The sequence below is a fragment of the Bradyrhizobium daqingense genome (assembly GCF_021044685.1).
Classification (GTDB): Bacteria; Pseudomonadota; Alphaproteobacteria; order Rhizobiales; family Xanthobacteraceae; genus Bradyrhizobium; species Bradyrhizobium daqingense.
Window position 1 is genome coordinate 3490914 of sequence record NZ_CP088014.1, and the last position, 19840, is coordinate 3510753.

At 64.1% G+C, this 19840-nt stretch carries 18 protein-coding genes; 8 read left to right on the forward strand and 10 right to left on the reverse strand.

Annotated elements, in window-relative coordinates; genetic code table 11:
- Positions 1–52 precede the first annotated feature (52 nt).
- Together LPJ38_RS16695 and LPJ38_RS16700 are read left to right on the forward strand one after the other, a co-directional pair.
- On the forward strand, positions 53–1006 hold the full coding sequence (locus LPJ38_RS16695; protein WP_167520209.1) for a hypothetical protein: 954 nt from the start codon (positions 53–55) through the stop codon (positions 1004–1006).
- Positions 1007–1054: 48 nt separating this feature from the next.
- Positions 1055–1753 carry a cysteine hydrolase family protein gene (locus LPJ38_RS16700; protein WP_145628234.1) on the forward strand — a complete coding sequence of 233 codons (699 nt, stop codon included), beginning with the start codon at positions 1055–1057 and terminating at the stop codon, positions 1751–1753.
- Between the two features lie 23 nt (positions 1754–1776).
- Here the strand turns inward: LPJ38_RS16700 and soxA are convergent, their stop codons facing one another.
- The 7 genes from soxA to LPJ38_RS16735 form a co-directional block, all read right to left on the reverse strand.
- Positions 1777–2556, reverse strand: a complete 780-nt coding sequence (gene soxA, locus LPJ38_RS16705; protein ID WP_167520208.1) for a sulfur oxidation c-type cytochrome SoxA — start codon at positions 2554–2556, stop codon at positions 1777–1779.
- Positions 2553–2870 (reverse strand): thiosulfate oxidation carrier complex protein SoxZ, encoded by a 318-nt coding sequence (gene soxZ, locus LPJ38_RS16710; protein ID WP_145628230.1) that lies wholly within the window; start codon positions 2868–2870, stop codon positions 2553–2555. Before soxZ ends, soxA begins: the two co-directional genes overlap by 4 nt.
- Entirely contained in the window at positions 2870–3337 is a 468-nt protein-coding gene (locus tag LPJ38_RS16715; RefSeq protein ID WP_145628228.1) for a SoxY-related AACIE arm protein, read from the reverse strand. Before LPJ38_RS16715 ends, soxZ begins: the two co-directional genes overlap by 1 nt.
- Before the next feature lie 8 nt (positions 3338–3345).
- Positions 3346–3717, reverse strand: coding sequence for a sulfur oxidation c-type cytochrome SoxX (soxX, locus tag LPJ38_RS16720; RefSeq protein ID WP_231088650.1), 372 nt, complete (start codon positions 3715–3717; stop codon positions 3346–3348).
- Between the two features lie 258 nt (positions 3718–3975).
- Complete coding sequence (locus LPJ38_RS16725; RefSeq protein ID WP_167520220.1) at positions 3976–5247, reverse strand: NAD(P)/FAD-dependent oxidoreductase; 1272 nt, start codon at positions 5245–5247, stop codon at positions 3976–3978.
- 105 nt (positions 5248–5352) lie between these two features.
- Entirely contained in the window at positions 5353–7539 is a 2187-nt protein-coding gene (locus tag LPJ38_RS16730) for a xanthine dehydrogenase family protein molybdopterin-binding subunit (protein ID WP_145628224.1), read from the reverse strand.
- Between the two features lie 10 nt (positions 7540–7549).
- Positions 7550–7999, reverse strand: coding sequence for a (2Fe-2S)-binding protein (locus tag LPJ38_RS16735; RefSeq protein ID WP_145628222.1), 450 nt, complete (start codon positions 7997–7999; stop codon positions 7550–7552).
- Between the two features lie 334 nt (positions 8000–8333).
- Between LPJ38_RS16735 and LPJ38_RS16740 the strand changes: the two genes are divergently transcribed.
- Together LPJ38_RS16740 and LPJ38_RS16745 are read left to right on the forward strand one after the other, a co-directional pair.
- Positions 8334–9953, forward strand: a complete 1620-nt coding sequence (locus LPJ38_RS16740; protein ID WP_145628221.1) for a B12-binding domain-containing radical SAM protein — start codon at positions 8334–8336, stop codon at positions 9951–9953.
- Positions 9954–10200: 247 nt separating this feature from the next.
- Positions 10201–12384 (forward strand): hypothetical protein, encoded by a 2184-nt coding sequence (locus tag LPJ38_RS16745; RefSeq protein ID WP_145628219.1) that lies wholly within the window; start codon positions 10201–10203, stop codon positions 12382–12384.
- 22 nt (positions 12385–12406) lie between these two features.
- Here the strand turns inward: LPJ38_RS16745 and LPJ38_RS16750 are convergent, their stop codons facing one another.
- From LPJ38_RS16750 to LPJ38_RS16760, 3 genes are all read right to left on the reverse strand, one after another.
- Positions 12407–13795 carry an MFS transporter gene (locus LPJ38_RS16750; protein WP_145628217.1) on the reverse strand — a complete coding sequence of 463 codons (1389 nt, stop codon included), beginning with the start codon at positions 13793–13795 and terminating at the stop codon, positions 12407–12409.
- Between the two features lie 306 nt (positions 13796–14101).
- A complete protein-coding gene (locus LPJ38_RS16755) occupies positions 14102–14374 on the reverse strand; it encodes a hypothetical protein (RefSeq protein WP_145628215.1) in 273 nt (90 codons plus the stop codon).
- 12 nt (positions 14375–14386) lie between these two features.
- Positions 14387–14818, reverse strand: coding sequence for a pyridoxamine 5'-phosphate oxidase family protein (locus LPJ38_RS16760; protein WP_145628213.1), 432 nt, complete (start codon positions 14816–14818; stop codon positions 14387–14389).
- Between the two features lie 225 nt (positions 14819–15043).
- Between LPJ38_RS16760 and cax the strand changes: the two genes are divergently transcribed.
- The 4 genes from cax to LPJ38_RS16780 all read left to right on the forward strand — a co-directional run bounded on the left by cax (position 15044) and on the right by LPJ38_RS16780 (position 19828).
- A complete protein-coding gene (gene cax / locus LPJ38_RS16765; RefSeq protein WP_145628211.1) occupies positions 15044–16144 on the forward strand; it encodes a calcium/proton exchanger in 1101 nt (366 codons plus the stop codon).
- Between the two features lie 334 nt (positions 16145–16478).
- Positions 16479–18104, forward strand: coding sequence for a coiled-coil domain-containing protein (locus LPJ38_RS16770; protein ID WP_145628209.1), 1626 nt, complete (start codon positions 16479–16481; stop codon positions 18102–18104).
- 54 nt (positions 18105–18158) lie between these two features.
- A complete protein-coding gene (locus LPJ38_RS16775) occupies positions 18159–19202 on the forward strand; it encodes a TAXI family TRAP transporter solute-binding subunit (RefSeq protein ID WP_145628377.1) in 1044 nt (347 codons plus the stop codon).
- Positions 19199–19828, forward strand: a complete 630-nt coding sequence (locus LPJ38_RS16780; RefSeq protein WP_231088651.1) for a hypothetical protein — start codon at positions 19199–19201, stop codon at positions 19826–19828. Before LPJ38_RS16775 ends, LPJ38_RS16780 begins: the two co-directional genes overlap by 4 nt.
- Positions 19829–19840 lie beyond the last annotated feature (12 nt).

Genomic DNA, 19840 nt, shown 5'->3' on the forward strand with positions numbered 1-19840 from the left:
GCCGCATCCGTGGCGCTCCTGCTAGTCATGGCTGCCTGTGGAGAGCACCGAGATGGCAAACGCATTCGACACCGAGATCACGGAGACGGCAGAGGCCTTGATCGGGCCGTGGCGCCGGCCGCGCCAGATGCTGCAGGCGCAAACCTATGACGCGCATGCCTCGATCCATGACGATGCCACCGCGCAGAAGCTCGGCTTCAAGGGCGGCACCATCGAGGGCCCGACCCATTTCAGCCAGTTTGTGCCGCTCGGTGAACGGCTGTGGGGGCGCGTATGGTTCGAGACGGGGTGCCTCTCCGCGCATTACCGCAGCGTCTGTTACGAAGGCGAGGAGGTGCAGGCGGTCCTGTCGAAGCCGCTGCCTGCCACAAGCCAGTGCCAGATCCAGATGGTCAAGCGCGACGGCACCGAGGTGCTGCGCGGCACGGCCTCGGTCGGCGAGCCGCACGCAGCGACGGCGCTCGAAGCGCGCCTTGGCGAACTCAAGCCGCTCGCTGATCCCGTCATCTTGCGCGACGTGAAGGTGGCCCAGACCAGCAAGCGCCAGTCGGTCCGGATGGCCTTCGACCAGAACATGGGCGACCTCTATCCGTTTTCGCTGCGGCAGAAGCTCGCGGTCATCACCGAGAACTCGCCGTATTATTCGAGCGCCGACAATCCCTGGCGCAGGCCCATCATCCCGATGGAGATGCTGAGCGTGCTGTTCCAGTATCGCTCCAAGGACGATCCGCTGCCGGCCAAGGGCCCGGCGGTCGGCCTGTTTGTCGATCAGGAGATCAGGCTGGTGAAGGGGCCACTCTTCGTCGACGAGGAGTATGAGATCGAGCGCGAGGTGGTCGCGCTCTCCGGCAGCCGCCGCACCGAAAGCGCCTGGGCCAAGACGCGCGTATTCGACAAGGCGAATGCGCTGGTCGCCACCATGCTGCTCAACATGGCGACGCTGAAGGACTCGTACGCGCCGTATGGGGAGGAGTATCGCCAGCTTTATGGGAAAGCGTCGCCTTGAATGGCACGGTGCTTGCACAGTTGCGGAAGAGTTTCTCGCGGGGGCATCATGCCGAACTCGACCAAGCCACCACCGGGCGTCATCAACGCCGAGCCCGAGCCGATCAAGCTCGATTGGCTCGCCACGGCTCTTCTCATCATCGACATGCAGCGGGACTTCATGGAGCCCGGCGGTTTCGGTGAGACGCTGGGCAACGACGTCAGCCAGCTCGCGCGCGCGGTGAAGCCGATCGGCACGGTGCTGAAGGCTGCGCGCGATACCGGCATGCTGGTGATCCACACCCGCGAGGGCCATCTGCCCGATCTCTCCGATGCGCCGCCGGCGAAGATCGAGCGCGGCGCGCCATCCTTGCGCATCGGCGATCCCGGGCCGATGGGCCGCATCCTCATTCGCGGCGAGGCCGGCCACGACATCATTCCCGAACTCTATCCGCTCGACAGCGAAGCAGTGATCGACAAGCCGGGCAAGGGCGCGTTCTACGCCACCGAGCTTGACGAGGTCCTGGAGAGCTACGGCATCGAGAACCTGTTGGTGTGCGGCGTCACCACCGAGGTCTGCGTCAACACCACCGTGCGTGAGGCCAATGACCGCGGCTATCGCTGCATCGTGATTTCCGACGGCTGCGCATCCTACTTTCCCGAGTTTCACGAGATGGGCCTGAAGATGATCAAAGCCCAGGGCGGCATCTTCGGCTGGGTCGCGGACTCGGCCGCCGTGCTGGAGGCGATGAAGACTTCGACGGGTTAGACGGCCGGTCCAGGCCTGATCGCCTAAGGCCGCACCGCCGGCGTCTCAATCGGCAGCCCGCGCGCCCGCGACACCAGATAGAGCTCGAGCGCGACGAGCTCGGGCGATCCGTAATCATAGGCCTGGGCGCGCACGCCGGTCATGCAACTGCGCAGCCGCCGCTCCAGCGACCCCAGCGTCTGCCATTCCAGCCGGTAGAGCGGATAGCCGGTCGGCTGTCCCTGCGTGATCGGCGCGCCGGCGAGGCGCCTGTCGAAATTGTCGTCGTGGCAATTGGTGCAGGCAAGATTGAGCTGCCCCTCGCGCTGCATGAACAGGTCGCGCCCCTGCTCGACGAAGGGTTTCAGCTGGGGATCATCGCCGGCAGCGATGGGAATGCCGCGCGATTGGTGGGCGACGAAGGCGGAGAGCGCCAGGAGGTCGCGGCTCTCGTAAGATAGCGGCGTCGCCTGTTGGTGATCGGCGCGGCAGAGATTGACGCGCTGGTCGAGCGTGACAGGACGCGCCAGCGCCTTGTCGAAGGCGGGATAGCGCGCGGCGACGCCCTTCATGCTGTCGCGGGCGTCGCCATGGCAGTCCGCGCAGGACTTCTCCGCACGACCTATCTTCTTTCCCCACAACGCCTCGCCGTCGAGCACGAACAGCATGCCCGGATTGGACGTGTCGTCGTCCTGCATCGCGCGGGTGTTGGGGCCCATGAAGGAATAGCCGGAGCGGCGTGCATCGGGCGCGATTTCGCCGGCAAGCAGGGCAGGGGCCGCGGCGAATACTATTGCCGCCGCTATCGCGCGCCAAAAACTCATTCGACGACGATCGATGCCGATGCGGTGGACGAATAGCCGTTGTCGCCGACCCATTCGAATTCGAACTTGCCGCTCTCCTTGGCCACCGTGAAGAAGGACAGATAGGGATTTGCGGCGATCGCCGGAAAGAGATCGGCGCGAAAGATCTCGGCGCCATTGTAGCGGCAAATGAAGCTCGTGATGATGTCGCGCGGCACCAGCCTGCCATCCGCGGTGTGGCGGAAGCCCGTCTCCATGATGTGCGAGGTCAGCGTGCCGATCTCGATGATCTCGCCGCGTTTGGCCTTGGCGGGAACGTTGATGAGCGCGGCCATCAGTTCATTTCCTCGGTGCAGGCCGCCAGCGTTACGACAACTTCAGTGGCGACCTGCCAGAACGTGTCGTCGGACAGGCGCGCGATCGCGACCACCTTCTGGGTGTCCGCGAGGCGGATCCGGGTCGAGACCTGGGCGCGGCCGGCAGCGGGGCCGAGGTGGAAATTGCCGATATTCGGCTGCGGGTTCTTCTCGTTGAAGATGTGGATGGACTTGACGTAGTCGTCCGCCGTCATCGGACTTGCAACGCTGACCGTCATCGGCACTGTGTTGCCGTTTTCGACCAGTGGCGGAATGTCGAGCTTGACCTTGCCGGTGCGCAATTGCGCTTCACCGACGACGTTGCGGATCGCGGCGGTGAGCATGGCCGGCGTCGCCTCGACCGGCCGCAACGTGACGATGGGGATCGCGCCGGCGGCCGTCATGCCGCCGGCAAGGCTCAGGAATCGTCGTCGCGTGGTTGGCATGCGCAGTCCTAGTCCCGAAGCGTTGCAAGATAAGCCACGATGTCCTCGATCTCCGCGGCCGACAAGATCGGCTTGCCGACGAAGTTGCGCCCGACGCGCACGAGGCCTTCGTTGCGATAATAGGACGGCATGATGGTCTCTGGATTGAACCTGGAGGCATCGACCAGTCGAAGCCGCAACTGGCTCACCGACCACCGGTTCCCGGCGCCGGTTAGGTCGGGCGCGAGATCGCCTTGGAACCGGGTTTCCGGGAAGGGACCGGAATGGCAGAGGATGCAGGTCGTCGTACGCGCCAGCACCAGCGCGCGCCCGCGCATGGCATCACCGGACGAGCCGGTGAGGGAAGCGGGAATGCCGTCGTCGACGATCTTGTAGGGCATGAGGTCGTTTGCGCGCGCAGCGCTGGCGAGGCCCATTACGATGAATGCGGCAATCGCAAATGTCGGGGAGGATGACGGAGGTCGCCGCGAACTCCGCTTACCTCTCCCGCTTGGGGGAGAGGTCGTCGCGAAGCGGCGGGTGAGGGCTCGCTCGTCTTGGGGGTTCTCGCGAGGGGAGACGCCCTCTCCCCAACCCTCCCCCGCAGGCGGGGGAGGGGGCGCACTGTGGTCTTGGCGGTGGCTTCGTCTCATCATGATCTAGCCAAACGTGTCCGCCGTGATCGTTTCAAACCAGCGCTCCGCCTCCGCCGCCTCGCGGGCCCGCAGCTCGCGTGGCGCATCGACCGGGCTGGTCGCGCCGTCTTCGATCTCGGCGAAGATGTCGCCCTTCGGCTGATAGTTGCCGACAAGCGAAAAGCCGTAGCCGGGCGCGACGACGTTGTAGCAGACGCCTGTTAGCCGGGGCGCTTCAGGCGCGCGCCCCGCGAGCAAAGCGACGATCGCGGCGGCGCAGGCCTTGCCTTGCGCACCTGCAGCGGAGGCCGATTTGGGAATGCCGCCGCCGAGGCACGCATCGCCGATGACATGGACGTTCTTGACGAGCTTCGATTCGAAGGTGACGGGATCGATCGGGCACCAGCCGGTCGCGTCCGTAGCGCCTGCGACTTCGGCGATGCGCCCGGCGCGCTGGGGCGGGATGACGTTGGCGACATCAGGCGTGTAGTTGCCGAATTCGGTGATGATGGTTTTGGTTGCGGGATCGACCGAGGTGACGCGGCCGCCTTGCGACAGCGCCACGCGTTCGATCATCTCGCCGTAGAGGTCCTTCCAGGCCTTTTCGAACAGCCGCTGCTGCGAGTAAGTGTCCTTGGCATCGAGGATCAGGACCTTCGAGCGCGGCTTGTTGGCCTTGAGATAATGCGCAATCAGGCCGGCGCGTTCGTAAGGCGCGGGCGGGCAGCGCGAGGGATTGGCCGGAATGGCGATGGCGACCGTGCCGCCATCCGTCATCGCCTCCAGCTGTCTGCGCAGCAACAGAGTCTGTTCGCCGGCCTTCCAGGCGTGCGGCATCTTTTCCGATGCGGCGTCGTCATAGCCGGGCAGGGCTTCAAAGTGAAAGTCGATGCCGGGCGAGAGCACGAGACGGTCGTAACCGAACGCGGCACCGTCAGTTGTCGTCACGCTATGCTTTTGCGTGTCGATGCTGGTCGCGGCCTGAGGGACGATTCTGATGCCCTCGGCGGCGAGCTTGTCGTAACTGAACCGTTGCGCCTCCATTGCGCGCAGGCCTGCGATCACCTCGTTGCTGAAGGGGCAGGCGATGAAGGTCTTGTTCGGCTCGATCAGGGTGACCTGCAGTTTCGCATCGGCGCGCCTGAGCGCGCGGGCGCAGGCCGCGCCGCCGAAGCCGCCGCCGACCACGACGACGCGGCTAGCCGATTGCGCACGCAGGATCGAAGGTGCGGCGAGCAATGTGGCCGCGGCGGTGATGCCGAGGACGGTATTCCGCCGCGTCACCGGCGCATTCATGCATGTCATCCGGAAAAATGCCGCGGCGGCCGTTGAGGCCGCCGCGAGTTGTTGTTCGATCATGATCTTTTCGGAAAACCGCTTCACACTTTTCCGGATCATGCTCTACGCAAAGGTGATGTTCTGGTCGCGCAGCGGCACCGAGCGGATGCGCTTGCCTGTCGCTGCGAAGTACGCGTTGAGCACCGCCGGCGCCGCGACGCCGATGGTCGGCTCGCCGACGCCGCCCCAGAACCCGCCGCTCGGCACCATCACCGTCTCGACCTTCGGCATCTCGCTGATGCGCATCGAGTTATAGGTGTCGAAGTTGGTCTGCTCGATCTTGCCGTCCTTGACGGTGCAGCCGCCGTAGAACAGGGCGGAGAGGCCGTACACGAAGGAGCCGGCAACCTGCCGCTCCACCTGCGCCGGATTGACCACGTAGCCGGGATCGGTGGAGGCGACGATGCGGTGCACCTTGATCTTGCTGCCGTCGGTCACCGAGATCTCGGCGGCGCCGGCGACATAGCTGCCATAGCCCATGACTTGCGCGATGCCGCGATAGATTCCCTGCGGCGCCGGCGTGGTCCATCCGATCTTCTCGGCGACGGCATTGAGCACGGCCAGGTGCTTGGGGTGATTACCCATCAGCTTGCGGCGGAATTCGAGCGGGTCCTGGCCTGCGGCCTGGGCCAGCTCGTCCATGAAGCATTCCATGTAGATCGCATTGTGATTGACGTTGACGCCGCGCCAGAAGCCGGGCGGAACGTGCGGGTTGCGCATCGCATGCTCGACCAGCAGGTTCGGCACCGAATAGCCGAACGCGGCCTCGCCGGATTGGGCGACGCCCTGGAATGCCGCTGGATCCATGCCGTTCTGGAGTGCCTCGGGGCGCAGCGAGAACAGGATCGATTGCCCGGACAGGCGATAATGCAACGCGATCAGGTTGTTGTTGGCATCGAAGGCGCCGGTCATCTTGCACTGGGTGATTGGGTGATACCGGCCGTGTGCCATGTCCTCTTCGCGCGACCACAACAGCTTGATCGGCGTGCCCGGCATCTGCTTGGCGATGATAACGGCCTGACGGACATAGTCGGTCTGGCCGCGCCGGCCGAAGCCGCCCCCGAGCATCACCTTGTGCACGTCGCACTTCTCCGGCGGCAGGCCCGAAGCCTCCAGCACCGCCGCGAACGCCGCCTCGCCATTCTGCGTGCCGCACCACACCTCGCATTTGTCCGCCGTGTAGAGCGCGGTGGCGTTCATCGGCTCCATGGTGGCGTGGTTCTGGTAGGGATAGCTGTAGACGGCCTCGAACTTCTTGGCGGCGCCGGCGATCGCGGCCTTGGCGTCGCCGTTCTTGTTGCCGACATAGGCCGGCTGCGAATTGTCGAGGCCTTCGGCCAGCCATTTCGCGATCGACTCGCTGGAGACCTTGGCGTTGTCGCCTTCGTCCCAGACGATCGGCAGCGCCTCCAGCGCGGTCTTGGCGTGCCACCAGGTGTCGGCGACCACCGCGACCGCGGTGTCGCCGACCTTGACGACCTTCTTGACGCCCTTCATGCCGGTGATCTTGGTTTCGTCGAAGCTCTTCAACTTGCCGCCGAACACCGTACAGTCCTTGATCGCGGCGTTCAGCATGCCCGGCAGCTTCACGTCGGCGCCGTAGATCATGGCGCCGGTGGTCTTGTCGACGGTGTCGAGCCGCTTCACGCCCTTGCCGATCAGCTTCCAGTCCTTGGGATCTTTCAGCTTGACGTCCGCCGGCGGCGTCAGCTTGGCCGCGGCCTCGGCGACCTTGCCGTAGGTCGTGGTCCTGCCCGACGGCATATGGGTGATGACGCTGTTCGTCACCGTGCATTCGGATGCCGGCACTTTCCAAGCATCGGCGGCGGCCTGGATCAGCATCACGCGCGCGGTGGCGCCGCCTTTGCGGACATAGTCCTGCGATGAGCGGATGCCGCGGCTGCCGCCGGTCGAGAAATCGCCCCAGACGCGCTTGCGGGCGACGCTCTGACCGGGGGTCGGGTATTCGGTGGTGACCTTGGTCCAGTCGCATTCGAGCTCTTCGGCGACGAGCTGGGCGAGGCCGGTGAGCGAGCCCTGGCCCATCTCGGAGCGGGCGATGCGGATCACGACGCTGTCGTCGGGCCTGACCACGACCCAGGCGCCGATCTCGGGCGAGCCGTCGGCGGCGCGGACCACGGCGGGGCCGCCGAAGGGGATGTCGAGGCCGATGGCAAGGCCGGCACCGACCGCGGCCGTGCCGATGACAAAGGCACGACGGTTCATCTTGGGAGAGACGTGCTTGTTCATGTGCCGCTCCTTACGCGCTTGCGATCGTGTGGATCGCCTCGCGCACCTGTGCGAAGGTGCCGCAGCGGCAGATATTGGTGATGGCCTCGTCGATGTCGGCGTCGGTCGGCTTGGGCTTCTCGTTCAGCAGCGCCGCCACCGCCATGATCATTCCGCTCTGGCAGTAGCCGCATTGCGGCACATCCTGGGCGATCCAGGCCTCCTGCACCTTGTGCAGCGAATCCCCCGTTGCGAGCCCTTCGATCGTGGTGATCTTCTTGCCCTCGGCCTCGCTGACTGTGATGCCGCAGGAGCGCATCGCCACGCCATCCATGTGAACCGTGCAGGCGCCGCATTGTGCAATGCCGCAACCATATTTGGTGCCGGTCAGGCCGGCATTCTCGCGGATCGCCCAGAGCAGCGGTGTGTCCGGCTCGACGTCGAGGGAGTAGGTTTTTCCGTTGATTGTTAGGTTTGCCATCGCAAGTCCCCTGATTGGCCCAATCCACCGATTGAACTCAGGGGCGCACTCTGTCGGGCGAATTGGAACCGTTCAAATCAACAGTCCGAGGGGTGGCCGTTATGCATGGGCCTCTGCGTAAGGGTATGGACGCGGGCGATGTTTTGCCTCATCCCTTCTCAATCGATTCGGGTTGCTGTCTCCCCAGGAGCGCCAATCCGCGGCTCAAAGCGACGTCCAGCCGTGGTGCTGGTTCCGGGCCGGAGGCGTCGGCAAGCGGCGACAGTTTGTCCCGTTTGCCGGGGTGCAAGACGCGGGCGCTTTGGTACACTGCGCCGCCGCCAACAGGAGTTCCATGAACTTGCCAAGCCCCTGCAACGTGTTGATGCTCTACCCGCTGTTCTCAGCGGAGTCCTTCTGGACCTTTGGCGAATCCTGCAAGGTGATGGGCGTCAAGCGCCCGGCCGCCCCCCTGGGCCTGATCACCGTGGCCGCCATGTTGCCCAAGAGCTGGACGGTCCGGCTGATCGACTGCAACACGGCACCTCTCGGCGACGACGATCTCGCCTGGGCCGATGTCGTCTTCACCGGCGGAATGATGCCCCAACAGGCCGATACGCTGCGCCTGATCGAGCTCTGCCGCGCGGCCGGCAAGCCGGTGGTCGTCGGCGGCCCCGATCCTACCTCGAGCCCCCACCTCTATGAGCGGGCCCACTTCCGGGTGCTCGGCGAGGCCGAGAGCGTCATCGACGACTTCATCGCCGCCTGGGAGGGGGGCGCACGGTCCGGCACCTTCACCGCGCCGAAATTCCAGGCCGACGTCACCAAGACGCCGGTGCCGCGCTTCGACCTGCTCAAATTCGACGACTATCTCTATCTCGGCGTGCAATATTCCCGCGGCTGTCCGTTCACCTGCGAGTTCTGCGACATCATCGAGCTCTATGGACGCGTGCCGCGGACCAAGACGGTCGAGCAGATGTTCGTGGAGCTCGAGACGCTCTACAACATGGGCTATCGCGGCCATCTCGATTTCGTCGACGACAATTTCATCGGCAACAAGAAGTCGCTGCGGCAGTTCCTGCCCAAGCTCGCCGAATGGCAGCGGACGCACGGCTATCCCTTCGAATTCTCCACCGAAGCTTCGGTCAATCTCGCCGACGATCCGGAGCTTTTGGAACTGATGGGGCAGGCCAATTTCTTCGGCATCTTCGTCGGCATCGAAAGTCCGGATCCGGCGACCCTGGTCGCGATGCGGAAGAAGCAGAACACGCGGCGCAACATCGCCGAGAGCATCCACAAGATCTACGCCGCCGGCATCCTGGTCACCGCGGGCTTCATCGTCGGCTTCGACAACGAGAAGGTCTCCATGGCCGATGCCATGATCGACTTCATCGAGGAGGCGGCGATCCCCGTCGCCATGGTCGGACTGCTCTATGCCTTGCCGAACACGCAGCTGACGCGCCGCCTGGAGCGCGAAGGCCGGCTCCATCCGGGTCACGATGTGGCGCCGACCATCGGCGCCGATCAGTGCACGGCCGGGATCAACTTCGATCCGGTGCGTCCGCTGCGCGACATCCTGACGGACTACAAGCGCGTGCTGGAGCGCGTCTACAGTCCGGCTGCCTATGCAGGACGCGTCGACCGCCTGATGACGCTGCTCGATCGTTCGCGGCAGCGTCACGAGCTCGCCGAAGGGGACATTCGCGCCAAGCTCGGCGCGATGGAAACCGTGCACCGTGTCGTCTCCGCGCTTCCCGAAGCGCGTGGCCCGCTGTGGCAGACCTTCATGAACTGCGCCAAGCGCGACACGTCGTCGGCGCGCATTGCCGTGCAGATGATCGCGGCCTATGCGCATCTCGGCCCGTTCTCGCGCAAGGTCATCGCTGCCATCGATGAGCGCCTGGCGGCGCTGGACGAGCAGGTGCCAAATCCCGTGGTGGCTGCGGCTACGGCCGAGGCGCGACATCTGGCCTGACATCCGCGAGAGTCGATGAGGACCGCCGGCGTCTTGATGCGCCGGCGACCGAATGTCATGTGTGAGATCCCGGCTTGACAGCCGGACAACCTCAAGCTGATCCTCCTCGAGGCAACACTGGTCTTGCCGTGATTTCGGCGCCCGGAAAAGTTTCGCGCGGGGTATTTCAACTGACCCGCGCTGCTAACGTGTTCGTGCGCCATTGCGACTGATGCTATTGCCAGATTAGCTTTCGCGGGGGTGAGCCATGGTCGGGAAGGTGATCCGCTGGTCAATTGCATTGATTGTCCTGATCGCGCTGGTCCTCACATACCTGCCTTCCTTCATCACCGATTCCATCTACAAGAATGTCGAGGACATCACCGACGGAGAGATGCCTGCCACCGTCACCGCGTTTCAATCGGGTCCGGACGTCGTCAGCACCGTCGGCGGCAGCGGCGAAGGCTTGAACTGCAGCCTGCCGCCCTGGGCCAACATATTGTTCGACGGCGAGAGGAATTCCCGCCAGAAGCGCCATCTCGTCCTGCAGCGCTTCAGGCAGGCCTGCGTCTTCCACGACCTGTGCTATCGCCATGGCCTTGCGACCTATGGCTATAACCAGAACGATTGCGATCGCATTCTGCAGAACGCGGCTTTTCGGCTCTGCGTCTACATCCGCAATGGCAGTCAGGACGGCGGCGCGGCGCGCTGTCAGTCCGACTCCAAGTTGGTTCTGGCCGGTGTGAGCCTCGGAGGGTACGACGCCTATCGCGGCTGGGATCGATCGACCCATTTCGAATTCGATTCCGACCCGTCACGGTCCAACGGCTTTCAGGTCAGCCGCGTCGTCAGTCATCCCTTCAAGGCGGCGCTCCCTGCCAAATACGCCAATGACCCCGATCAGGTCATTCTCATGTTCGAGAACCTTCGCTCCAATCTTGCGGTGACCTGCATCACCTGTGCGAATGTTCCCGTTCTCGAGTGGACCACCGATCCCAATGCCGTCAGCGCCGAATTGCGTTCGGTCGGCGTGACGCGCCTGCCTGACGTGCTGCTCAGGCGTGTGCCCATGCTGACCGAAACCATGCCGGTCTGGTTGCCGCCGCGCCGCCGGCACGCGGCGCCGCATCTCCTGGTCGATGGTGCAGGCAAGGACCATCTGATCTGGATGAGCCGGAATAATCCGGAGAACAGCGTATCCTGCATCGTCGGCGCCGATGCTGCACGGCTCCTCACCAACACTTCACCTATCCGGGATCTCTGTTCGGTCGATGCGGGGCCATCGCTCACCCGCGTGGAGATCGACATGTTCGCGAGCGCTCCGCTTCCGATGGAAGTGCCCGGGAGCCCTGACGTCATCTATGCGACGTCGATCAGCCCACAGAAGACCAGGGAGCACCATCTGAGCTTCTGTTCGCGCTCTGCATCCCGGAAGGTCGAGGGGGCCAGCGATGACGATCGGTCCAAATGCGTCACCTTCCCTGAAGCGGAGGTCCGCGATGGCGCAGGGCTCGGTGCATTTCAGAACTTTCCGCTGGTTCGTCCCGGACAGCAGATCTATTTCGCGCGGGACATCGCGCAGCGGACGGACTCGCGGCTGATGGCAGCCTGGCAGCGGGCCTTCGGCAATACCTATTCGCCCGACGGCGCCCTGCTGGTGATCGACGTTGCACCGCCGCCCGTCGATCGCGAGCCTCTCTCGGCCAAGCTGAAGAAGATCGTCCGCTTCGACATCGACGATCGCTTCGACCCGATGATGCCGATCACGCGCAAGGTGGACGATTTGCGATTCCTGAGCCTCGAGGCGACGAAGACGAGCGTGCACCTTCGCATGGTCGATTTCGCCAAGGACAATCCCTCCGTCGGCAATGTGCCACTGATGATGAGCAACGGCGAAGTGGAGCTGGATCGCTCCTGGGCGCAGAGGCCGATGCTGGTGCTGGAGACCCGGGACGCACGACCCAGGACCAAGCTGGTGTTCTCGCGTGGGGACGTCGTGATCGATCCGGGCAAGCCGGTATCCGCCGCGACGACGGAGGCTTTGGCGCTGCAGACCCTGGTTTTCGAGCGCGATGCTGCCGCCCCCTCGAATATGCCGTTCGTGAAATCGGCGGGAGCGGCATGCCGGATCGTCTACGAGTTCGAGCCAGGCCGTACCGATTGGCCGTGCTACCGCGCGTTCGATCCCGAGCGCACCATGCGGGCCTCGCCGGCGACGCGGTTGCGAGCATCCCAGATGCTGGTCGGGCGGTTCACCCAGGCCGCCGGCCATGGCATCGCATTTCCCGATCTCTGTCTGAAGTCGGAGCCGATCGTGCTGAAGCCGCAAGGGAGCACGTTCGTGCCGCTGAGCGAGACCGCGGGCTGGAAGGGGTTTCAACGGACGATCACATGCGAGCCGCTCGATGCTGCGTCCGTGGTGAGCCGCCCCATCACGCAGAAGGCTCCGTGAAGGCCGCCTGAAGGCGCTGCGTCTACTTCACCGTAAGCCGCAGGAAGCTCATCACGCTGCCGAGCGCGGCGAAGCCTGCGCCGAGCGCCAGTGCCAATGTTGCGCCCTCATGGCCGGCGAAGGCGAAGCAGGCTGCGGCGAGCGCCGCGCCGGTGGTCTGGCCGGTCAGGCGCGCGGTGGCGACGATGCCGGAGGCGCTGCCGCTGCGATGCGGCGGCGCGCTTCCCATCACCGCCTTCATGTTCGGCGCCTGGAAGAAGCCGAACCCCATGCCGCAGATCACCATGCGCCAGATGATGTCGGCAATGGCGGGATTGGCCGGCAGCATCGCGAGCAGCGCCATGCCGAGGCCGAGCAGCACGAGCCCGATGCCGCCGAGCAGGCCGACCGGGTAGCGATCGGAGAGGCGTCCGGCGATCGGCGCCATGATGCCGACCACCAGCGGCCACGGCGTCATGAAGAACCCGGTCTCGACCTGCGAGCGCCCGAGCACGCCCTCGAAATAGAACGGCAGCGAGACGAAGGCGAGGCCTTGGACTGCGAAGGAACAGACTGCAGTCGCCGCCGACAGTGCGAACATCGGCCGGCTGAACAGGTCGATCGGCAGCATCGGCGCCGGATGGCCGGCGTGGCGGCGCATCAGGATGAAGCCGAGCACGAGCGCCGAGATCAGCTCGATGCCGACGACGACGGGCGACAGATTGTGCGCAGCACTGCCGATGCCGGTGATGAACAGGCCAAGGCAGGCGGCAGCGAGCAGCGCGCCGAGGAAATCGAAACCATGATCGGCGCGCGGGGTCTTCGGCAGCATCGCAAAGCCGATGCCGATCGCGACGAGCCCGAACGGGATGTTGACGGCGAACAGCCACGGCCATGGGCCGAGCGCCAGAATCGCCGACGCAATCGAGGGACCGAATGTGAAGGCGGTCGCGACCACCAGCGCGTTGTGGCCGAAGCCGCGGCCCTGCATCCGCCCGGGATAGACGAAGCGCACCAGCGCCGTGTTGACGCTCATGATGCCGCTCGCCCCCAGGCCCTGCAGCGTGCGCGCGACGAGCAGGCTGTCCAGCGACCACGCCACCGCGCAGAACAGCGAGGCGATGGTGAACAGGATCAGGCCGCCGAGATAGATGCGCTGATGCCCGACGATCTCGCCAAGCGCCCCGAGTGGCAGCAGCGTCGCCACCAGCGCGATCTGGTAGACGTTGACGACCCAGACCGACTGCTCCGGCGTGACACGCAGGTCGGCGGCAATGGCGGGCAGGGCGATGTTGGCGATTGCAGTGTCGAGCGAGGCCATCGCGAGCGCCGTGAAGATCGCGGCGATCGCCCAGCGCCGCTGCGCGGTGGGCAGGCCGTCGGACATGGTCGGATCGGGCTCGCGCGTGGCGGCGGGTAACGTGATTGTCATTGCCTTGGTGTCATTGCGTCCGCGCGTGAAGGGGCTTTCGGCATGTACTACGCCGAACGCCTCTGCCACAGGCATATGCTTGCATGCTGTGTATGCGCGAAGGCGGGAGGGTGAGTGCCCCCGAGTGCTTTTTTTCAAGAGGAGCAAACATAAGGGCGAAAACAACCCCATGCACAGTAGACGAATCCTTGATCGATAAAGGTTTTTCCAATCGCCTTGCGGAGACATCAACGACCCCGGTCAAGTTGACCCGTCGGGCAAAACACTGGCACGATGCTATGTGACGGAGGATCTGGATAGCCGCCTTCACGGCATGAGCGTCATAAGCACATAGAGCATTACGGCAGCGCCGAGACAGCGCCGCCAGGGATTGACGCCACGAAGGATCTCGTCGGCGCCCCAGATGATGAGTCCGCCCTTCACGACGATCGTCAAGCCGATGCCGGCCTTGCCCGCGGGCCAGAGCCAAAGCAGAACGGCCGCGACGATCACGATCCATAGAACGAGATTTGGCCACCGAGCGATCGTGATGGCGCCTGTTTCGGGGTTCCGGAAGAACCAGTCAAGAAAACGCCTCACGATCCTGTCCGATCAGAGCTCGACCTCACCCTCTTCACGGCCTTTCCAATAGGTTATGCGGTTGGCCTTGACCCTGATTAGGACGATGCCCGGCGTATCGATGCCGTCGTCAAACCATTTGTCGAGATCGCTCGTCCAATGCTGCTGGAAGGCCGCCTTGTCCCGGATCAGTTCGGCAGTCCCTTCAACGGCCACGTAAATCCCCATCGAGAACAGTCCCGCTTCCGATGAAAATCCGAGCGCTACTTTCGGGTTGCGCTCGATATCCGATACCGTCCGCGCCTGTTCGTAGGTGAAATAGTACGAGGTGCCGTCGTAGGCGACGTCGCCGTTGTTGCTCATGGGACGATTGGCGATCTCGCCGTTTTCGGTGTGGGTCGACAGAATGGCGATGTCGATGCCGGCCATGTCTTTTGCGACCTCGGCGAGCGATGTCTTGGGCATGAAGTCTCCTCCAGTGGAGCGGGAGCAACGACGGGATCGGGCCCATGTTCCCAAAGAATAGGAGAGGTGCGCGCCCGCACGCTTCGGCCAATGACCCGCGCACCACTCGGTTTGGTAGCGCCGCCTCAACATGGCCTCTAGCCCTCTCTCGTTGAGCCAGATCAAGACTCGCGCCGCGAACGCGCCAGACCCTTCCATCAGCGCATCGATCGAGGGCCGGCCAATATGCAGACTCTGTTCAGCGAGATCCGGAATACCCCTTTGCTCTGGATGCTGGTCTTCGTGCCGATCGTGCTGGTGGCCGAGGCGGTGGTGCCGCATTCCCACACGCTCCTGTTCGTGCTGGCCGTGCTCGCCATCGTGCCGCTGGCCGCCCTGCTCAGCCACGCCACCGAGGCGGTCGCCGTGAAGACCGGCGATGCCGTGGGCGGCCTGCTCAATGCCACGCTCGGCAATTTGACGGAGCTGATCATCGCCATCACGGCGCTGCGGGCAGGTCAGTACATGCTGGTGAAGGCTTCGATTGCGGGCGCGATCGTCACCAATGCGGTTTTCATGTTGGGGGCCTGTCTTCTGCTCGGCGGCCTGCGCTACCACGTCCAGGAGTACAATCGCGCCGGCGCGCGGCTTTCGTCCGGCTTGTTGCTGATGGCAACCGTCGCCCTGCTTGCGCCGTCGGCGGTCGCCGATCTCGACCATTTGCCTCAGGACGGGGCCGTCATTCACAAGCTCAGCGTCGGCATTTCAGTCCTGCTGATCATCGCATACGGGCTTGGTCTGCTGTTCTCGCTCCGGACCCACAAGGAGCTGTTTGCAGGCGCCGACCATGGCCGCGACGAGGAAGCGCACTGGCCGATCGGAATCGCGGTCGGGACATTGCTGGGTCTCACCGTGCTGGTCGCGCTGGTGAGCGAGATCTTCGTGGAATCGGTGCAGAAGGCGGCGGAAACGTTCGGGATGAGCCCGGCCTTCGTCGGCTTCATCGTCGTCTCGCTGGTCGGCGCCGCCGCCGAGTTCGCGGTTGCCTTTGCCGCCGCGCGCAAGAACCGGCTCGACATGAGCGTCAGCATTGCGCTCGGCAGCGCCTCGCAAATCGCGCTGTTCGTTGCGCCTGCGCTGGTGCTGCTCAGCTATGTCGTGGGGCCGAAGCCGATGGACCTTCAGTTCTGGCCGGGCGCTGTCACGATGATGATGATCGCGACCGTCACGTCGGCCTTCATCACCGCGAGCGGACGTTCGGCATGGTTCGTCGGTGCGCTGATGATCTTCATCTATGCGGTCTTTGCGCTGACGCTGTATGTCGTCCCGCCGGCGGGCCAGGGATGACGTTCGCTCGCCCGTCGGCTGAGGGATGGGAATGAGCAAAGGAGCGGCCAGCCCTATGCCGTCCTCCGAGCGCTCATGCCAATCTGCGCGTCCGGTTGGTGCGGTCAGACTTCGGGGCGATGCCGCCAGCCGGCGGTGCCGCAAAGCATGATTTAATTTGACTTTGCAGATGGTTAATCATATTAATTTTAAATTAAATAAATAATTTAAATAGCCGGCGCTCGCGGGCGCTTACCTCGTTTCGATTTGTGCGTGTTCTCGTCGAGGACTGAAACCATGCGAACAGGCTGGGCCATCAGTTCCATTGGGGTTGCTATCAGCAGAGGCGTGATACATGCGCCGACCAATTGATACTGCACCGAAGAATGGAGAAGACATCTGGCTGGAAGATGCGACCGGTGCTGTCGAGGTCGGCCACTGGTCACTCGAGGCGGGCAAATGGGTATGGCAGGACGGCTCTCCAATCAACGGCGCTCCCACCCATTGGTATCTGGCAATCGAGGATGTCGAGCCGGAGGATGAGCGATCGGGCCGTGCATTCGTGGCGGCTGCCATTCTGATCCCCTCCATCCTTGTTGGGGCTTCCCTGCTCGGCGTGTTCGGACCATTCGACGCGCGACCTTTTCCGGAAACGGCGCGCGCCGGCGTCGAGAGCATCTTTAACCAAGATCAGCAGTCGGACGTCACGATCGGATCGCCAGCACTCCTTCGACGCGACTCTCCAGGGTCCTCGATGGAGGAGGAGCCAGCCAGCGTGGTGCGAGCCGCGCAGCGGCTGGACGAAGGCGCTCCGCGCAGTGAAGCACTCGCCAATGAGTTGGCCGCGGCGCGCAGAGAGCTCGAAGAAGCCGTCCAGCGCACGCACACGGCGGAAGCCGCCCTGGAGGAGTTGCAAAAATCCCTCCAACAGGAGCAGACCCGCGGGGTCCAGCTCGCGAACGACCTTGCCGCAGCCCGGGGCGAGATCGACAACCGTATCGCACAATCGCGCAAGGCGGACGATGCGGCCGCGCAGCAGCGAGATGCGGCCGCGGGGGAGATCGCAGAGCTTCAGCAGTCGCTGCAGCATGAGCGGCAAAGGAACACCGTCCTCGTGAGGCAGGCGAACGCCGCGCAGGCCGCGGCTGAGAGCGCCGAGGAGCAACGCCGCGAGACGCAATCACGTGCTGCCGCGCTCGCGAGCGAACTCGCGGGAAGACCGCGCAGATCGGAAGCTGCGGCCGCGGATCAAAGCGAGGCGGCGGAGCGGGAAATCGCGGAGCTGCGGCAATCCTTGCAAGATGCGCGGCAGAAGAACGCCGAGCTCGTCGCCGAGGCCAAGGCAGCGCAAGTCGCAGCGGCCAATGCCGAACGACAACGCCACGCTCTCGAAGAGGCCCACGCATATGCGGCCTCGCTGGCGCAGGAGCTTACCGAAGCGCGCCGCAAGGCCGAGACCTGGAACGAGCGCTTGCGTGAGGCGAGCGATGAGGCCTCGCAGCAGAAAGAGGCGACGAACCGGGAGCTTGTTGAACTGCGGCAGACACTGCAACGGGAACGGATCGAAGCTCGGGAACGCGCCCTCGCATCGGCATGGAGCCTTGCCAGTGTCCGCCTCCTGATGGAGCAAACAAGCCTGGGCCCGATCTCACCCCGGCCGCAGCCCATGGACGCGACCGCGGCGGAGCCGCTGCCCTCAGCAAATCAGATCGAGGCGGAAGCCCGATTGATCCCGCGCGCCAAGGCGTTGCTCGATCAGGGAAATATTGGAGCTGCGCGGATCGTACTCGAGCTCGCGGCCGAGAAGGACGTTGCGCAGGCAAGCTTCATGCTCGCGGAGACATATGACCCCGCCGTTTTGTCCGCCTGGGGGACCTATGGAACGCGGGGCGAAGAAGCCAAGGCGCGAGAGCTCTATGCCAAGGCGCAAAGAGGCGGAATTCGCGAAGCCAAGGAACGGCTCGATGCACTGCATCGCTGAGATCGGATGTTTGGCCGTCCCAAGGGTTGTGCTGGCTATCCAGAAGGGGATGACATGAACAAGGTGCCAAAGTCACTCTCGTTGCTGCTGCTCGCCGGCCTGGTGCCGGTCGCCATGATGCTTCAGACAGCTCGCCTGGAAGCTCAGACCGCGAGGAACGCCAAAGCCGATACGGGGGTCGTTCGACAGCCTCTCCCGCAGGAGCGCGAAAAGAGCCGGATGAATGCCTGGACCATCGGGCTCGCCGGGGGACTGCTCGAGGGCGCACCGATCCGCCTCGCCGCGGAAATGGCCCGCGTCGTTGACGACGGAGCAGATCTGCATCTTCTGCCGATCGTCACGCGGGGGGCCACCGACAACCTGAACGCGCTGCTATATTTGCGGGGGGTCGATACCGCGATCATCAATTCCGACGCACTCGAAGAGTACAAGATCCAGGTTCCGCAGATCCAAAGTCGGATCACCTACCTGCTCAATCTCTTTCCGTCCGAGCTGCACATCTTCGTGCGGCCTGAGATCACAAGCCTGCAGGACCTTGCCGGCAAGAAGGTGAACTTCAATACCCAGGGTACCGCCGCCGCCTACTCAGGTCCGCTGATCTTCAGCCGCCTTGGCATCGATGTCGAAAAAACCTTCATTCCGCATCAGCTTGCCCTGGAACAGATGCGCAAGGGCGAAATGTCGGCCGTCGTATTCATCACGTCGAAACCCGTCGACCCCTTTGTGCGCGGCCGCTGGGAGACCGGATTCAAGTTCCTCCCAGTCCATTACGATAGGAGGTTCGAGGATTATTATCTGCCCGCGACATTGGACGCCAAGGAATACCCCAACCTGATCAAGCAGGGTGAGCGGGTCTCGACCATCGCGGTCCCGACAGCTCTGGTCGCGTTCAACTGGCCGCAACGTTCGAACCGCTATCAGCGCGTGGCGCGCCTTGTCGATTACCTGTTCGCGCGGATCGACCGGCTCCAGGCGCCAGGCTTTGATCCGAAGTGGCAGTCGATCAACCTCGCCGCAACCGTCCCCGGTCTCACCCGCTTCCAGGCGGCACAGGAATGGCTGGATGGCAAGGCGCGCAGCGCGCAGGCTCGTCCATGAGGACTGCGGCCTCTCCGCTCGCGGTTGCCTTCAATGTCGCCTGCGGAATCGCCTATGCGCAAAGCGCGAACGATCCCATGGAATCGCTCCGGGCCTGTTCGGGCGTGGAGGGACCAGCCCGACTGGAATGTCCGAAAGACTTACCACGTAAGAACCCACCGTCTGGCCGGCGGACGTCGGACAATAGCTGGATCGTCAGCGAGACGACCTCGCCAGTAGATTATCTGCCGGTCGTCACCGCCACGACGTCTTCTGTAAGCGGCTCGGACGGCACCGCAATGCAACTCGCAATCCACTGCCGCAAAGGCCGCACGGAAGTCATAGTCGCCGGACCGGCGCTGTCGCGCAGCGCCAACGAATACGTCATCTCCTTTCGGCTGAATGCGGATACGCCAATGCAACTTGCAGCAGCCTCGCCGTCATTCGGCTCCGGCGTCGCTTTCGGGGGCGACGTCGTAAAGTTGCTAAGCTCGCTACCCGACGATGGTCACATCGTCGTGCGCCTTTTCGCCCGCACCGGCCCGGAACATGGCGGACAATTCCTGCTCAGCGGATTCGAGAATGTGCGCAAGAAAATGGCGGTTGCATGCAAGTGGCCACATAGCGTCGTCAGACCGGCAAGGTGATGTCATGGAACA

Coding starts and splice junctions, on each gene's coding strand:
- LPJ38_RS16775 (WP_145628377.1), top strand. CDS start 18,159: ATGAACAAGGTGCCAAAGTCACTCTCGTTGCTGCTGCTCGCCGGCCTG.
- LPJ38_RS16730 (WP_145628224.1), bottom strand. CDS start 7,539: ATGAACAAGCACGTCTCTCCCAAGATGAACCGTCGTGCCTTTGTCATC.
- soxA (WP_167520208.1), bottom strand. CDS start 2,556: ATGAGTTTTTGGCGCGCGATAGCGGCGGCAATAGTATTCGCCGCGGCC.
- LPJ38_RS16745 (WP_145628219.1), top strand. CDS start 10,201: ATGGTCGGGAAGGTGATCCGCTGGTCAATTGCATTGATTGTCCTGATC.
- soxZ (WP_145628230.1), bottom strand. CDS start 2,870: ATGGCCGCGCTCATCAACGTTCCCGCCAAGGCCAAACGCGGCGAGATC.
- LPJ38_RS16725 (WP_167520220.1), bottom strand. CDS start 5,247: ATGAATGCGCCGGTGACGCGGCGGAATACCGTCCTCGGCATCACCGCC.
- LPJ38_RS16760 (WP_145628213.1), bottom strand. CDS start 14,818: ATGCCCAAGACATCGCTCGCCGAGGTCGCAAAAGACATGGCCGGCATC.
- soxX (WP_231088650.1), bottom strand. CDS start 3,717: ATGCCCTACAAGATCGTCGACGACGGCATTCCCGCTTCCCTCACCGGC.
- LPJ38_RS16750 (WP_145628217.1), bottom strand. CDS start 13,795: ATGACAATCACGTTACCCGCCGCCACGCGCGAGCCCGATCCGACCATG.
- LPJ38_RS16700 (WP_145628234.1), top strand. CDS start 1,055: ATGCCGAACTCGACCAAGCCACCACCGGGCGTCATCAACGCCGAGCCC.
- LPJ38_RS16735 (WP_145628222.1), bottom strand. CDS start 7,999: ATGGCAAACCTAACAATCAACGGAAAAACCTACTCCCTCGACGTCGAG.
- LPJ38_RS16715 (WP_145628228.1), bottom strand. CDS start 3,337: ATGCCAACCACGCGACGACGATTCCTGAGCCTTGCCGGCGGCATGACG.
- LPJ38_RS16780 (WP_231088651.1), top strand. CDS start 19,199: ATGAGGACTGCGGCCTCTCCGCTCGCGGTTGCCTTCAATGTCGCCTGC.
- LPJ38_RS16740 (WP_145628221.1), top strand. CDS start 8,334: ATGAACTTGCCAAGCCCCTGCAACGTGTTGATGCTCTACCCGCTGTTC.
- cax (WP_145628211.1), top strand. CDS start 15,044: ATGCAGACTCTGTTCAGCGAGATCCGGAATACCCCTTTGCTCTGGATG.
- LPJ38_RS16770 (WP_145628209.1), top strand. CDS start 16,479: ATGCGCCGACCAATTGATACTGCACCGAAGAATGGAGAAGACATCTGG.
- LPJ38_RS16695 (WP_167520209.1), top strand. CDS start 53: ATGGCAAACGCATTCGACACCGAGATCACGGAGACGGCAGAGGCCTTG.